This is a genomic window from Aquirufa sp. A-Brett2-W8, assembly GCF_054558755.1.
The window spans coordinates 240,222-254,728 of the sequence record NZ_JBPXKS010000002.1 but is presented as its reverse complement, the minus strand read 5'-3'; the positions used below and the strand labels follow the sequence as shown (position 1 = coordinate 254,728).

Sequence of the window (14,507 nt, the reverse complement as noted above, 5' to 3'; positions counted from 1 at the left end):
ATTTAGTACAAAAACAGACCGCTTTTATTTTTTTAAGGTTTTTTAACAAGATCTATATATTCCACTCGATTTAGAATCGTTTGCAGAGAGGGCTTTTCTGTGATTCGCCAACGGAATCCATCCAATTGCTGTAGATCTTCTTTCCATTCTTTAGGAGGCACGAATTTCGCCTCGGGCTTAGTGATGAAGGCAATTTTCTTTACCGCATTATCCTCAAAAAACAGATTCATCCGACTGCATTCCACTCGATTTAAACCCGTAGTGACTTTTTTATCGTCAATGACATAATAAATACTCTCTCCATTCCCCTCTACGTTCACTCGATTCAATTTCGAATCCTCTTTAAAATGCACCCAGATTTTGCGCCCTTTGATTTGATTGTATTGATTAGCAGAGTCGATTGAAATGACAAATGACTTACCCCTCAAACGCATTTCCTTCAGCTTTTGATTCCCCATAAATAAGGAAATCGAATCGGCTTGAGATTGTGAATCCTGGGTCCAGAGTATGGGTTTTTGGTAGAAATGAATGATGGAATCCTGGACATTATATCCTAAAGAATCGCACCTTCCTGAAAGATCCGACTTGTAAATCAATACATTTTTATAGGCAAATAGCTTCCGAATGGAATCCTTTTTGATATTAACCGATACCAGCGTATCCGCCGTTAAATACAGCGTATCCTTTTCCATGATATTTTGCATCCAAGCGTGTCCATAGACTCGAGTGATTCCTGTTTTACCCGCATATCGACCATTATCTCCCTTGAGGATTACTTTTTCTTTTTGTGACAAAAATTCAACACGACCTTTCGCTACCCCAATTTGTGTGGGAGAATCATAAAAAAGGGTGTCAGCTGTTAGAATATATTCGTCGGTTTTCGCAGTAGAACGACCGGTGAAATTCGAAACTTTGGAAATCGTATTATAAAAACCACGGCTAGTGATAACCGTATCTTTTTTCGTAATAATTTCCGTAGGTGCAATGAAATATGCCTCTTTCGAAAGGGTATTATACTTTAATGAATCCGCTCTAACCGAACCACCCTCTTTATCAATTACCCTCACTTTTTCTTTAAATAAGAAGTTTTTTGTCACCGTATTATAGAATCCTTCTCGGCTAGTTAAAGTCGATTTTTTATCAATAATTCTGGCTCCAGAATGATAAATCGCCATTTTTGAATTTAGATCATAATCTAATTTAGGCGTGTTTAATATGATCGTATGATCATCTAATTTCACCCGGCCACTGATAAATGCCTGCCGCATGTTCCCATTATAAAGTGCTGTATCCCCTGTAATTGTCACCGTATCGGATTGTATAATCCGAACGTGTCCGTAGGCTTCCACATTATTCGTTGTGGAGTTTAAAACAGCCTGATCGCAAGATAATGTTGTGGTACCCTGTTGAAGTAAAACACGGCCAATAAGCGTCTTGCGCATGATTAAATCTTGTTGCATTCCGATTAAGCTGTCCGCACGGATGACTTGCAAAAGCTGTCCTTGGGCTTGCGCAAAAAGCGGTAAGCTGAGAAGAAAAAACAGGAAAATCCAACCTTTGTAACGCATCTTGAAATTGAATCGCTAATTTCGTAACTCCATTGAACACGCAATTTACCATATTTATGCTGGAAGATTTTATCCATTTTGTCCAAAAAGAGAATTTATTCCAAGCCGATCAGAAAATTTTGATCGCAGTAAGCGGCGGAATCGACTCCGTTGTACTTATTAAACTGTTTTCTTTGGCCAAATTCAATTTCGGCATCGCCCACGTTAACTTCAGCCTACGCGGTGAAGAATCTTTAGCAGACGAAGTTTTTGTCAAAAAATTCGCTAAAACACTGAAAGTCCCTTACCATACCATTTGTTTCGATACCAACGCCTTTGCGGCTCAGGAAAAAATTTCCACCCAAATGGCAGCCCGCATCTTACGCTACCAATGGTTCGAAGAAATTCGCAGCAAAGAAGGCTATAATTACATCGCTACTGGTCATCACTTGTTAGATAGCGCAGAAACCATGTTAATTAATTTAGTCAGAGGGAGCGGAATTGCAGGCTTCCACGGCATTCCTGTAAAATCTGGCCATCTTATTCGTCCCATGTCCTTTGCGAATCAGGACGCTATTTTTGAGTTTGTCGTTTCCCAAAAACTAGCCTGGCGAGAAGATTCCTCTAACGAATCCACGAAATACCAACGTAATTTTATTCGTCATGAAATTATGCCAAAATTCCAGGAATTAAATCCCCATTTTGAGCAAACATTAGCAGCAACCAGCCAAAAAATCAAAGGTATTGAAGCTTGGATGCAGGCCGAATTAGAAACATTTATCAGCGAATCTTGCAAGACAGATTCAGCAGGTAATATAAGTGTTAAGCTACCTTCCATTTCTCCTAAAAGCACCGTATTGCTAACCGAATTATTACTCAGTTATCATTTCAATTCAGCTAGCATCGAAGCAATTCTACAAGCTGACAAAGTAGGGGCGATTTTCGAATCCCCCAGCCATAGTTTAAATATCGACCGCGGAACTTGGATCATTAGTGTAAAAAGTCAGGCCGATTATAAGCCTATCGTCATTTCTGAAGATGATGAAGTTATCCAATTAGGTAATCAAGAATTACATATTTTTATTGAAGAAAAAACGGCGGATTGGAAAGCTATTACAGACCCGAAAATAGCCTGCCTCGATGCAGATACGCTCGACTTCCCTCTAGAAATCCGTAAAGTACAAGATGGCGATTGGTTTTGTCCACTGGGAATGAATCAAAAGAAGTTAATCTCTGATTTTCTAACAGACAAGAAAGTTCCTTTGGCCATTAAAAAGAACACACAAATTCTTTTAAGCAAGGGTTCTGTAGCCTGGATTCTAGGACAGCGAATTGACAACAGGAATAAGGTGACGGATAAGACGGAGTTGGTGGCGGTGTTTGAGTTAAAATCCTCACCGGAAAAGAAGTAAGCTGAGGCATTTTAAATAACAATTTGAAAATTGTGCTGCGCAATAATTTTCTGAATTGCTTTTTAAAATACTCTCAGCCAAACAAAATTTCAGCTTCAGGAATTTCAATCAAAAAACCTCTTTTATTCTTTCGGACTTTCGCTAAGCGGCATGCGACTACTGTCTACTGACCACTGTCCACTAACTACTGCTGCGAAGCAGCTCGCTATTTTAATAATCTGCGATACGCCTCCGTCCTAATCGGATCCAATGTACTTAAATAGGTAAAAGCTTGTTGACGTTCCGCGGGAAGAGCTTCGTCCAGAATTGAAATGATTTCTTCGGATTTAGCATCGAAAAAGACGCGAATGCTCGCAGCACCTGGGCGCAAAGTATTCACTTGTCTAATCTGCTTTAGAATCTCCAAAATCCCTTTTCTCGTGGCATCTGGATTCTCCGTCATTTTATCTAAATATAGGCGATGGTAATCATAATAGATATCACGCATTGCCTGCAAATTTTGATTTAATAGATTCTCTGAAACACCCATTCTACTTCGGACATCTGAAATGATTCCCCAACCTGAACCAGAGTTTTGGGCTAAATTAGTTAGGTTATTTAATTTCTGAACAAAAGGTTCTCCCCCTTTTGGCCCAAATGAATCGTATGAATACGTCAAACTTAAATACGAATAATAAGCCATCAATGAACTCAAATTATCAGAGAAATTATTGTCGTTATAGGTGATGGGAGTACCTAGTTGATATTTGAAATTAAAACTCTTGTCGACTAAATTCAATAAAACCGTTTCATACGAGGTTCCAAAAACGGGTCTCAGCACTTGAACACTGGCAGTTGCCTCGATGTCGCCTTGTGCAGAGGACTTCGTTAAAAGTAAATTGATATTGAGTTTGATTTTTTCTTCCGTCGCAAAATTATCAGATGACCACCTGCGGCCATTCATAAATTCCTGCATCGTTCTTTGTAATTCAGCATAGACAGTAGAACCGCCTCTTTGCTGATCGAGCTGTAATTGCTCCGTACTGATAGTGATTGTAGTAGAAAGTTCTTGAGCCTGAACAGCCCAAGAACTTAATAAAAATAGGAACAGAAATCGCATTGATTTCATGATCGATCTAATTAAATCAAAATGATTTGAACTAGTTTTCAGTTGTACCTTCTTCGCGGTTTCTGAAATCAATTTTATCATTTAAAAAATCATCAATCGCTAGAGCAGATGGCTTAGGCATACGCTCATAGTATTTGGAGATTTCAATTTGCTCGCGGTTTTCAAAAATTTCCTCTAAATTATCAACAGTAGAAGCAAACTCAGATAATTTACCTGATAATTCCTCTTTCATCTTGCTCGAAATTTGACGAGCTCGTTGTCCTACAATCGAAATTGATTCGTACACATTGCCAGTTTTAGCAGCAATTTTGTCTACATCACGTGTAATGATGGATGGATTTGTTGGTGTCTTAGACATCTCTATATAATTTAAGATAGCAAATTTAATGTTAATTTTTAAGAAATACTATTGCGGGCTCGTGGCAATCTTCGAAGTGTTCGATTTCTCCTTTTCCTGTAATGCCTTGTATTCAGCTTCTATTTTAGCAATACGTGTCACTTCACTTTGACTTTGCGTATACCATTTTTCAGCCGTTTTCAAGAAGGAGCTTTGCGGGTATTTGTCAATGAATTCTAAATAGAATTTTAAAACTTCTTCAAAACGTTCCTTTTGCTTATACTCTATGGTACTTTTTGCCAAATCAAATTGAGAAATTACCTTAAAATAGGCCATCTCTTCATTATAATCTGAATCCGGGAAATCACGTTGAAAATTAGTGATCTCAATCACGGAAGACTTCAAGGACATGATATTAAAAGGGGATGTTTTGTAATATAATTTAGCCTTCTCGTAGGCTTTCTTTTCTAATTTCTTACGTAAATCCTTAATCATTACACTACAATCCTCCCGGTATTTCGATTCAGGATAATTATTTAAATAACTCTGCAATTCATTAATGGCGGATAAGGTCCCTGTTTGGTCTAAGTTAAAATTAGGGGACTCTTTATACAGCGAAAAAGCTGCCATATAAATGGATTCTTCTACATATTCACTCCTTGAAAAAACCTCTGAGAATCGCTTAAAGTGCGTATTTGCGACCGTATAGTTACTTAATTCAAAATCACATTTAGCTTGGTAAAAAGTAGCCATTTCTTGCGTAGAATCCCCTGTTAATAAAGGTAAAACCTCATCAAAAAGTATTCCAGCCTTATCAAACTCCTTTTTCTTGTAATAGTCAACAGCTGCTTTAAATTTCGTAGGAACACTCGCGCTCTTTCTGAACTTCTCGAACTTTCCACAGGCACTTAAACCAAGTAAAGCGACTAAACCAATAAGTATTTTCTTTTTCAAATTCATAAGCCGCAAAGATAAGTTTATTTTCTGAATTGTAGATGATAGAGTTGCGCATATAAACCATCCAAAGCTAATAATTCTTCCTGCGTCCCCCGCTCCTTAATTTCTCCTTTGTCCATGACTAATATTTGATCCGAATTACGAATAGTAGATAATCGATGCGCAATCACCACCGCGGTTCGCCCTTTCATTAAGGTAGAAATCGCTTGTTGAATTAGAACCTCCGTCTCCGAATCCACAGAGGAAGTGGCCTCATCTAAAACAATAATTTTAGGATTATGGACCAAAGCACGAACAAACGAAATCAACTGCCTTTGCCCAACACTCAGGGTTGCACCACGTTCTTTGACCTCATACGCATAACCTCCAGGTAAAGAGAGGATAAAATCATGTACACCTACCGCTTTAGCCGCTTCGACCATTTTATCGTAGGTGATGGATTCATCCCCTAAATGAATATTATAAGCGACTGAAGAGCTGAACAGGAAGACATCCTGTAATACAACGGCTATATTTTTACGTAAAGATCCGATTTCATAGGAGGTTAAAGGGACACCGTCGATTTTGATTTCCCCGCTTTGGCAATCATATAAACGACCTAATAATCCAATTATGGATGATTTTCCTGCACCTGTAGCCCCTACAATCGCACACGTTTTACCGGCTTCAACAGTAAAACTCACCTTTCTAACTACCCACTCAGGCTCTTGATAAGCAAACGTCACATCGGAAAACTCAATTTTCCCTTGAATCTGATCTGCCTGAATCGTGCCATTATTTTGAATATAATCGGTCGAATCCAACAGAGTTAAAATACGTTCGGTGGATACAATTCCCATTTGAAGGGTATTGAATCGATCCGCTAGCATGCGAATAGGGCGATAAAAAAGGTTGATAAACATGATGAAAGCGGTCAAGGTGCCCACTCCCATTTCTTCCTTCACAATATAAGTCGATGCCGCCCAAACGACGAGCCCTGTTCCTATCGCCGCGATAACGTCCGCCACCGGAAAAAAGACTGAATACGCAAAAATACCTCTAATATTGGCATCCCGATGCTCCTCGTTAATCCGATTAAATTTAGCCAATTCCTGCTTTTCGGCATGGAACATTTGGACGATTAACATGCCTGAAATATGCTCTTGAACGAAAGAATTCAAGTTTGCCACAGCCGTCCTCACCTCATTAAAAGACTTCTTAATGTATTCCTTAAACACATAGGTAGAAAAGACCATGAACGGAACGGTGACTAGTATTATCAAGGTCAAACGCCAATCCGCATAGAACATCACCCCTAGGATGAGAAACAATTGCAATAAATCACCTGCAATGGAGGCTAATCCTTCTGAAAATACATCATTTAAAGTTTCAATATCAGAGACCGTTCGAGTCACTAATCGACCAATGGGTGTCGCGTCAAAAAATGCTAAGCGCAGGTTGACAATCTTTTCATATAATTGAATTCGAATGTCACGAATGACGGTTTGGCCTAGATATCCAGCCAAATAGGACGTTGAAAACTGTAAGAAAGTTTGCAAAAGAAGGGCGCCAAGCATCCAGCCCAGCATGCGAAACAAATCGGACTGAAAGGTCAGACCTAAATAATGATCTAAGGTATAGCGAATTAACAGGGGGACGACTGGTGAAATACCAGCCATGCAGAGAATTAAAAAGACTAGAAACCAAAAACGAAATCGATAAGGCTGAATAAAGCCATACAAACGTTTAATGATGTGAAAATCGATTATTTTGGCTGAATTAACTTCTTTCACTGTTCATTTTATCGATAGTGGAGGAAGCCGCACACGTTCCGCAGCCTTTGGCACAATTCCCGGCATTCTTACCCCAAAACTGGTTGTACACTAACCGCACCAGATAAACTAGTGCTGCAGCAAATACGAGAAAGATGATGACGTTTTCCATGTTAATCAAACCACTTTGACTGCAAAGTTCCTAAAAATTCGGCAAAGATTGGGCCTGCTCCAATAATTTCTCCAGAAAAAATGACATTTTGACCTCCTGAGAAGTTAGTCACCATTCCTCCTGCTTCTTCGATAATAATTTTTCCGGCAGCTACGTCCCAAGGCTTCAAATTTGCCTCAAAGAAGCCTTCAAAACGCCCGCAAGCCGTATAGGCCAAATCAATGGCCGCCGCACCCATCCGTCTTAAACCATGGGATGAACGCATTAGTTCCTTTAATAATTCTAGATATCGGTCTTGATACGAAAAATCGTAATACGGAAATCCCGTAGCTAATAAGGATTTTGAGAGCGAATTTTCTGGCGAAACTCGAATAGGGGAACCATTCAGGTGAGCTCCATGACCCTTAGCTGCCGTGAACAATTCATCCCGATTAGGCTCATAGATTAAACCTAGAATGGGTTGTTTATTCAAAATCAATCCGACTGAAACCGCAAAAACAGGTAATTTATGCAAGAAATTAGTCGTGCCATCTAAAGGATCGATAACCCAATAAAAGCCATCCCCTACGTCCTCATAATTCGAAGATGTTTCCTCTGCAATAAATCCTGCCTCCGGAAAAATCTGAGAAAGTCCCTGCTTTAATTTAGCTTCCGCTTGTTGATCCACAAAAGAAACTAAATCGTTTGTCCCTTTATAAATAATGTCGGAGCTACTAAACTGAGTCGACTGTTGTAGAATCCATTGCCCTGTTTCTTTCACCAGGACGGAGGATTCTTCTAAAATGTCAACGAGAGGCTTCATTATTTTTTCGCCACCGCTTTTACAGGCGCGACAGGTCCTTTTAACCAATCCGCCAAAATCTGCTGTGTCTCCTTTAAATACGTATCCTTCGCATGCTTATCTTTTTCTTTCGACTCCACTTTCTTTCCATCCGCATCTAGCGATTCTGATCCAGCCATCGTAGCCATAACAGCTTCTGTTTCATCTGGCTTTTTCTTTTGATCATCTAATTCTTTCTTGCGCTTATCGTAATTCAAGGCAATCAAATTCGTTTCTTTCAACTTCTTCCAACGCTGTAAATCGTCTTTCAATTTCAATAATTCAGGTTTCAACTTAAGGCGTGTTTGGAAGGCCAATTGCAATTGTTTAACTGCAGCAGGATTCACTTTACCCGTTTTCGTAAAAGTAGTCGAACGAATCATATCCCAAGGCAAAGCACTTGGCTGAGAACTCTCTCCAAACTCTTCTGCCGAAAAGGCAGAGGGTAAAGCAAAATCAGGGCTAACCCCTTTATGTTGGGTAGAGCTTCCCGTAATCCGGTAGAATTTCTCCAACGTAATTTTTAATACACCTGGATTTTCTTTTTCAGAACGTACAAAACGACTTAAGTCTAACACACTCTGTACGGTTCCTTTTCCATACGATTGCTCCCCTACGATGATACCACGTTGGTAATCTTGAATCGCACCCGCGAAAATTTCAGAGGCCGAAGCTGAAAAACGATTGATCAAAACAGCCATAGGGCCATCGTATACTAAATCAGTGTTTTCATCATTTTCCTGCGTGATTTGGCCGGTAGATTCTTTACGTTGAACCACTGGTCCAGACGTAATAAATAAACCAGTTAAATCAACCGCTTCTATTAGGGAGCCTCCCCCATTATTACGTAAATCAATTAATAAGGCATCGATTCCTTCTTTTTTAAACTCCCCTAAGAACTTACGTACATCGGCTGAAGTCGATTTAAATCCGGCTTCGTTATTACGCGCGCCTTCGAAATCACGGTAAAACATGGGAATAGTAATTAAACCTATTTTGAGCGTTTTATCTCCTTGCTTTTGGAACAATATCTCCTTCTTAGCCGTCTGCTCTTCTAATTTAATCTTCTCACGTACAATACGTACTTCCGTGGTAGGCGAACCTGTTACACCCGAACCAGGTAAGATTTTTAAACGAACAACTGTCCCTTTAGCCCCTCTAATTAACTTAACTGCGTCATCTGTAAACCAACCGATGATATCCACGAATTTACCTTCATCTCCTTGGGCTACACCTACGATGCGGTCTTTCGGATTAACTTGCTTGCTACGGTAAGCGGGACCTCCAGGAACAAGGTCCACGATACTCACATAATCGCCGTCTAAACGAAGTGTCGCGCCGATTCCTTCGAAGCTTTGGGACATATCCTTATTGAATTCCTCCGCTGCTTTCGGAATCATATAGGTCGTATGTGGATCTATACTTTCCGTGTAGGCGTTCATGAAAACTTGGAAAACATCCTCCGACTTCGTCTTCGCCATGTATTTTTCGGTACGCTTATAACGCTCCTTTAATTCCCGAACAGACGTTGTATCCGCTTTTCCACCAATTTTCCAATCCAATAATTGACGCTTCAAATCTTTTCGCCAAAAATCATCCAATTCCGCTTCCGATTTAGACCAAATAGCTTTCTCCCGATTAGGCTGATAGGTTTCGTCAATTGTAAAATCTGTCGGCTTATCTAATTGTGCATTGATGAATACATAACGCGCCTTCATGCGCTTTTGATACGTATTATAAATCTGAAAAGCGGAGGTTAAATCGCCCAAATTAAGTGCTTCATCAATCGTAAAGCGATACTTTTCTAATTCCTTCATATCCTCCGCTAAAAAGAACACCTTATTCGGGTCTAATTGCTTGATATAAGCGTCAAAAATCTTCGAAGACAACGAATCATTCACCGGAATCTTACGATAATGGTAATTGCTCAAAATCTCGAATACCTTACTTTCGACTTTACGTTGTAAAGCGGATGGCTGTAAATCACCGTCCTGGTAGATGACCTGACTCTGCAAATCGGAACCATGCATAAACCAGACAACCAACAAGGAAAGTGGGATGAAAATAGGAAGTATCTTCTTCATAGTTTTATTTTTCGATCTCTAATAACTCTACTTCGAAAACCAAAGCAGAGTAAGGTTTGATTGCTTGACCACCTCCACGAACGCCATAAGCTAAATTCTGCGGGATGAATAATTTAAATTTCGAACCCACTGGCATTAATTGTAATGCTTCAACCCAGCCAGGAATTACCCCATTCACTGGAAATGAGATAGGTTCTCCACGTTGTACTGATGAATCAAACACCTGACCATCAATTAATGTTCCATGGTAATGCGTTTTTACTTTGTCCGTCGCCACCGGCTTAGGACCCGTGCCTAATTTGATGATTTTATATTGTAAACCCGATTCAGTTACGATGATGGAATCTTTCTTTTTATTACCTGCCAAAAACTTTTCTCCAGCCTCCTTGTTAGGCAAAAACTCTTTAGATTGCTCTAATGCTTGAGCTTCTTGATTTTTCATCATGTAGGCTTGAACGATGCTTTGGCATTGTTGCTCAGTCAATTTTAAAGTACCCCCTTGCGTGGCAGCTTCAAAACCTTTAGCCACCATCGCTGGATGTAAAGTCACTTTTTGGGACTTAAAATTTTGTGCCACTAATACCCCTACGGCATAGGAAACGGAATCTACTTGATTCGAAAATTCCTTTACAGGGACTTTCGTAACGGAGACTGTCAATTTAGGTTTGGTTTTCGGCTTAGTCTGAGCGATAGAGGTTAAAGACACGAAACAAGATAGAATGGCGAGTAATTTAATTTTCATATTCATTGTTAATTTAATTTCTAATCAAAGATTCGAAGATAAGCAAAATTGGCTTTTTTTCAAGAATTTTAAGAGCATTTAACTAGCGTCCTTTAGTCACCCAAATTCAATTCTTTAAAAAGTCTTATGATTATCGACTTTTATTTTGTTAAATCATGGGATTATTCAAATTTCGTAGCTAATTTTGCACCCGAAATTTGATTCAAAATAAATTAGTAGAAATCAGTATAAATATCATTAAACCCCTCCAGTTTATATGGCATCAGTAAGACCAGACGAAGTTTCAGCAATTTTAAGGGAGCAATTATCCCAAGCTAAGACTGTCGCAGAATTAGAAGAAGTAGGTACCGTACTCCAAGTGGGTGATGGTGTGGCACGTATTTATGGCCTATCGAACGTACAAGCAGGTGAGTTGATCGTTTTTGAAAACGGTCTGAAAGCTTTAGCCTTGAACTTAGAGGAGGATAATGTAGGTGCTGTATTATTAGGGGATTCTAGCTCTGTAAAGGAGGGTGATACCGTAAAAAGAACCAACCTTATCGCCTCAGTTAAAGTAGGGGATGGTATTTTAGGTCGTGTAGTGAACACTTTAGGTGAGCCTATCGACGGAAACGGTCCTATCGCAGGTGAATTATACGAGATGCCATTAGAGCGTAAAGCTCCAGGGGTAATCTTCCGTCAACCCGTTACTGAACCATTACAATCAGGTATCAAAGCGATCGATGCGATGATCCCCGTAGGTCGTGGACAACGTGAGCTAGTAATTGGTGATCGTCAAACGGGCAAAACTGCGGTTTGTATCGATACGATTATTAATCAAAAAGAATTTTATGATAAAGGCGAGCCGGTATTTTGTATCTACGTAGCCATTGGTCAAAAAGCATCTACCGTAAAGCAAATCGAGCAAACGCTTCGTAAGGCTGGCGCGATGGATTATACGGTTGTAGTTTCAGCTTCTGCTGGAGATCCTGCACCGATGCAATTCTACGCTCCATTTACGGGTGCAGCCATCGGTGAATTCTTCCGCGATACAGGTCGTCCAGCTTTAGTGGTTTATGATGACTTATCGAAGCAAGCAGTTGCCTACCGAGAGGTTTCCTTATTACTACGTCGTCCACCAGGACGCGAGGCGTATCCAGGGGACGTTTTCTACCTTCACTCTCGTTTACTAGAGCGTGCGGCGAAGATCAACAGTTCAGACGAGATTGCGCGTAGCATGAATGATTTACCAGAGTCGATCAAGCACTTAGTGAAAGGTGGCGGTAGCTTAACAGCTCTTCCGATCATCGAAACTCAAGCGGGTGACGTTTCTGCTTATATTCCTACGAACGTAATTTCCATCACAGATGGTCAAATCTTCTTAGAAACAAACTTATTCAACGCAGGTATTCGTCCAGCCATTAACGTAGGTATTTCGGTATCACGTGTGGGTGGTAATGCACAGATTAAGTCCATGAAGAAGGTAGCGGGTACGCTTAAATTAGATCAAGCACAATTCCGTGAATTAGAGGCTTTCTCTAAATTCGGATCAGATCTAGATGCCTCTACTAAATTAACGATTGACCGTGGTCGTCGTAACTTAGAGATGTTAAAGCAACCTCAATTCGCGCCACAACGTGTAGAAGAGCAAGTTGCGATGATTTATTTAGCTACAACAGGTAATTTAGATAACGTACCTGTAGAAAAAGTTCGTGAATTCGAACAAGATTACATTCAAGTATTACGTGCGACAGAAAAGGCTACTTTAGAAGCTCTTGGTCAAGGTAAATACGATGATACATTAACTGCCACGTTAAAGCGTGTGGGTAATGAAGTAGCAGCTAAATACAAAGCATAAAATTAACAGACTATGGCTTCCTTAAAAGAAGTAAGAAATAGAATTGTATCCGTCAACTCGACGCAGCAAATTACCAAAGCCATGAAAATGGTTTCGGCAGCGAAGTTGCGTCGTGCTCAGGATGCGATACACCAAATGCGTCCTTACGCTAAGAAATTAGCTGAAATGATTGCGACAGTTTCTGCTCAGTCAGAAGCCGGAGCGGAGAATCCTTTCACTGAAGTGCGCGAGATCAAAAATGCCTTAATCATTGTCGTTACTTCGGATCGTGGACTTTGCGGCGCTTTTAATGCGAACGTAGGAAAAGCGACCATGGCTTTAGTTCAAGAGAAATATGCGCATCTACAAGCAAAGGGAAATGTGGAGGTTTTATCTTTGGGCAAAAAAGGAGCAGAATATTTAGCTCGTCGTGGTTATAAAGTGAACGATGCGCATACCGACATTTTCACTCGTTTGAACTTCTCTAACGTACGTGAAATCGGTGAAGCCGTATTAAAGTCATTTACTGAAAAGCAATATGATGTAGTGGAAATCCTCTTCAACTTTTCGAAGAATGTGGCCACACAATTTATTCAAACAGAACAATTACTTCCATTGGTAGCCTCAGAAACAGGTGAAAAAGCTAGCTCAGTAGATTATATTTTTGAGCCGACAGAAGAAGAAATTATTTCTGAATTAATTCCAAAGTCTATTAAATTGTCCATTTTCCGCGCCTTATTAGAGTCCAATTCATCTGAACATGGTGCTCGTATGACAGCAATGGATAAAGCGACAGAAAATGCGGGTGAATTAATTAAAGCATTAAAATTAGAATATAACCGTTCACGTCAAGCAGCCATTACGAAGGAAATTTTAGAGATCGTAGGGGGTGCAGAAGCGTTAAGCGCATAATAAAATGAAAAAGCTATTTTTCTTACTTTTCTGGGCAATTGCTAGCAGCACATTTGCCCAAGGGCTTAAAATGCCTTCGCCAAGCCCTGCTCAAAGCATTAAACAAGATTTTTCTTTATCCTCTGTGGAGGTCAAATATTCTCGCCCTGTGATTAAAGGACGAAAAATATTTGGAGATGTGGTTCCTTTTGGGAAATTATGGCGTACTGGGGCTAATTCACCCACTAGTATTACGGTGGGAGAAGATGTGAAAATTGCTGGCCAAACGCTTAAAGCGGGAACCTACCAATTAATGACAATACCCTCTCAATTTTCATGGGAAATTATCTTCAATAAAGGCACTAATGGGGTGTTTAATTACAAACCAGAAGAAGATGTATTGAAAGTAAAGCTGGCTGTGACCACATTAACTCAATCCGTTGAATCATTTTCGATTCAGTTTGCGAATGTGATTTCAAATAAATTGGATTTAGTCCTATCCTGGGAGAAAGTAAGCGTTTCTATTCCAATAGAAACGGAGATTGATTCGAAAATTGCAACATCCATTGAAAAGGCGATGGCTGCTGATACAAGACCTTATTTTGAATCTGCCTCTTTTTATTTTGAAACTGGACGTGATTTGAAAAAGGCATTGGAATGGGTAGGCAAAGCTTCAGAATCAAATCCCTCTGCGTATTGGGTTTTGCATTTACAAGCCAAAATTCAAGCGAAATTGGGTGACAAAGTAGGTGCCAAAGCAAGTGCTGAGAAATCAATCGCCCTAGCCAAAGAAGGAAAAAATGATGATTATGTTACGTTGAACATGAAATTGATTCAAAGCTTATAAATTGAACTATATTCGCAAAAAAA

At 39.8% G+C, this 14,507-nt stretch carries 13 protein-coding genes; 4 read left to right on the top strand and 9 right to left on the bottom strand.

Annotated elements, in window-relative coordinates; translation table 11 throughout:
• Positions 1-32 precede the first annotated feature (32 nt).
• Entirely contained in the window at positions 33-1,568 is a 1,536-nt protein-coding gene (locus ACST13_RS01090) for an OstA-like protein (protein ID WP_459521374.1), read from the bottom strand.
• Positions 1,569-1,624: 56 nt separating this feature from the next.
• Here ACST13_RS01090 and tilS point away from each other — a divergent pair, with 56 nt between their 5' ends.
• Entirely contained in the window at positions 1,625-2,959 is a 1,335-nt protein-coding gene (gene tilS / locus ACST13_RS01085; protein ID WP_459521373.1) for a tRNA lysidine(34) synthetase TilS, read from the top strand.
• A gap of 205 nt (positions 2,960-3,164) precedes the next feature.
• On the opposite strand, the gene porD is transcribed toward tilS, so the two are convergent.
• The 8 genes from porD to ACST13_RS01045 are packed head-to-tail and all read right to left on the bottom strand — an operon-like array spanning position 3,165 to position 10,930.
• Positions 3,165-4,067, bottom strand: a complete 903-nt coding sequence (gene porD, locus ACST13_RS01080) for a type IX secretion system protein PorD (protein WP_459521372.1) — start codon at positions 4,065-4,067, stop codon at positions 3,165-3,167.
• Positions 4,068-4,098: 31 nt separating this feature from the next.
• On the bottom strand, positions 4,099-4,425 hold the full coding sequence (locus ACST13_RS01075) for a DNA-directed RNA polymerase subunit omega (protein ID WP_459521371.1): 327 nt from the start codon (positions 4,423-4,425) through the stop codon (positions 4,099-4,101).
• A 48-nt stretch (positions 4,426-4,473) separates the two neighbouring features.
• Positions 4,474-5,364, bottom strand: coding sequence for an outer membrane protein assembly factor BamD (locus tag ACST13_RS01070; RefSeq protein ID WP_459521370.1), 891 nt, complete (start codon positions 5,362-5,364; stop codon positions 4,474-4,476).
• A 17-nt stretch (positions 5,365-5,381) separates the two neighbouring features.
• Positions 5,382-7,133, bottom strand: coding sequence for an ABC transporter ATP-binding protein (locus ACST13_RS01065; protein WP_459521369.1), 1,752 nt, complete (start codon positions 7,131-7,133; stop codon positions 5,382-5,384).
• The gene (locus ACST13_RS01060; RefSeq protein ID WP_459521368.1) at positions 7,120-7,284 is read right to left on the bottom strand and encodes a FeoB-associated Cys-rich membrane protein; all 165 of its coding nucleotides are present in this window, start codon (positions 7,282-7,284) and stop codon (positions 7,120-7,122) included. The genes ACST13_RS01065 and ACST13_RS01060 overlap by 14 nt, the downstream gene beginning before the upstream one ends.
• A 1-nt stretch (position 7,285) precedes the next feature.
• Positions 7,286-8,086: an inositol monophosphatase family protein gene (locus ACST13_RS01055; RefSeq protein ID WP_459521367.1), complete on the bottom strand. Its 801-nt coding sequence runs from the start codon at positions 8,084-8,086 to the stop codon at positions 7,286-7,288.
• Entirely contained in the window at positions 8,086-10,188 is a 2,103-nt protein-coding gene (locus tag ACST13_RS01050; RefSeq protein ID WP_459521366.1) for a carboxy terminal-processing peptidase, read from the bottom strand. The genes ACST13_RS01055 and ACST13_RS01050 overlap by 1 nt, the downstream gene beginning before the upstream one ends.
• A 4-nt stretch (positions 10,189-10,192) precedes the next feature.
• Positions 10,193-10,930, bottom strand: coding sequence for an FKBP-type peptidyl-prolyl cis-trans isomerase (locus ACST13_RS01045; protein ID WP_459521365.1), 738 nt, complete (start codon positions 10,928-10,930; stop codon positions 10,193-10,195).
• Between the two features lie 256 nt (positions 10,931-11,186).
• Between ACST13_RS01045 and atpA the strand changes: the two genes are divergently transcribed.
• The 3 genes from atpA to ACST13_RS01030 are packed head-to-tail and all read left to right on the top strand — an operon-like array spanning position 11,187 to position 14,484.
• Positions 11,187-12,767, top strand: a complete 1,581-nt coding sequence (gene atpA / locus ACST13_RS01040) for a F0F1 ATP synthase subunit alpha (protein ID WP_459521364.1) — start codon at positions 11,187-11,189, stop codon at positions 12,765-12,767.
• 12 nt (positions 12,768-12,779) lie between these two features.
• Positions 12,780-13,658 (top strand): ATP synthase F1 subunit gamma, encoded by an 879-nt coding sequence (gene atpG / locus ACST13_RS01035; RefSeq protein WP_459521363.1) that lies wholly within the window; start codon positions 12,780-12,782, stop codon positions 13,656-13,658.
• Between the two features lie 4 nt (positions 13,659-13,662).
• Positions 13,663-14,484, top strand: coding sequence for a DUF2911 domain-containing protein (locus tag ACST13_RS01030; protein ID WP_459521362.1), 822 nt, complete (start codon positions 13,663-13,665; stop codon positions 14,482-14,484).
• The last annotated feature ends 23 nt before the right edge of the window (positions 14,485-14,507 follow it).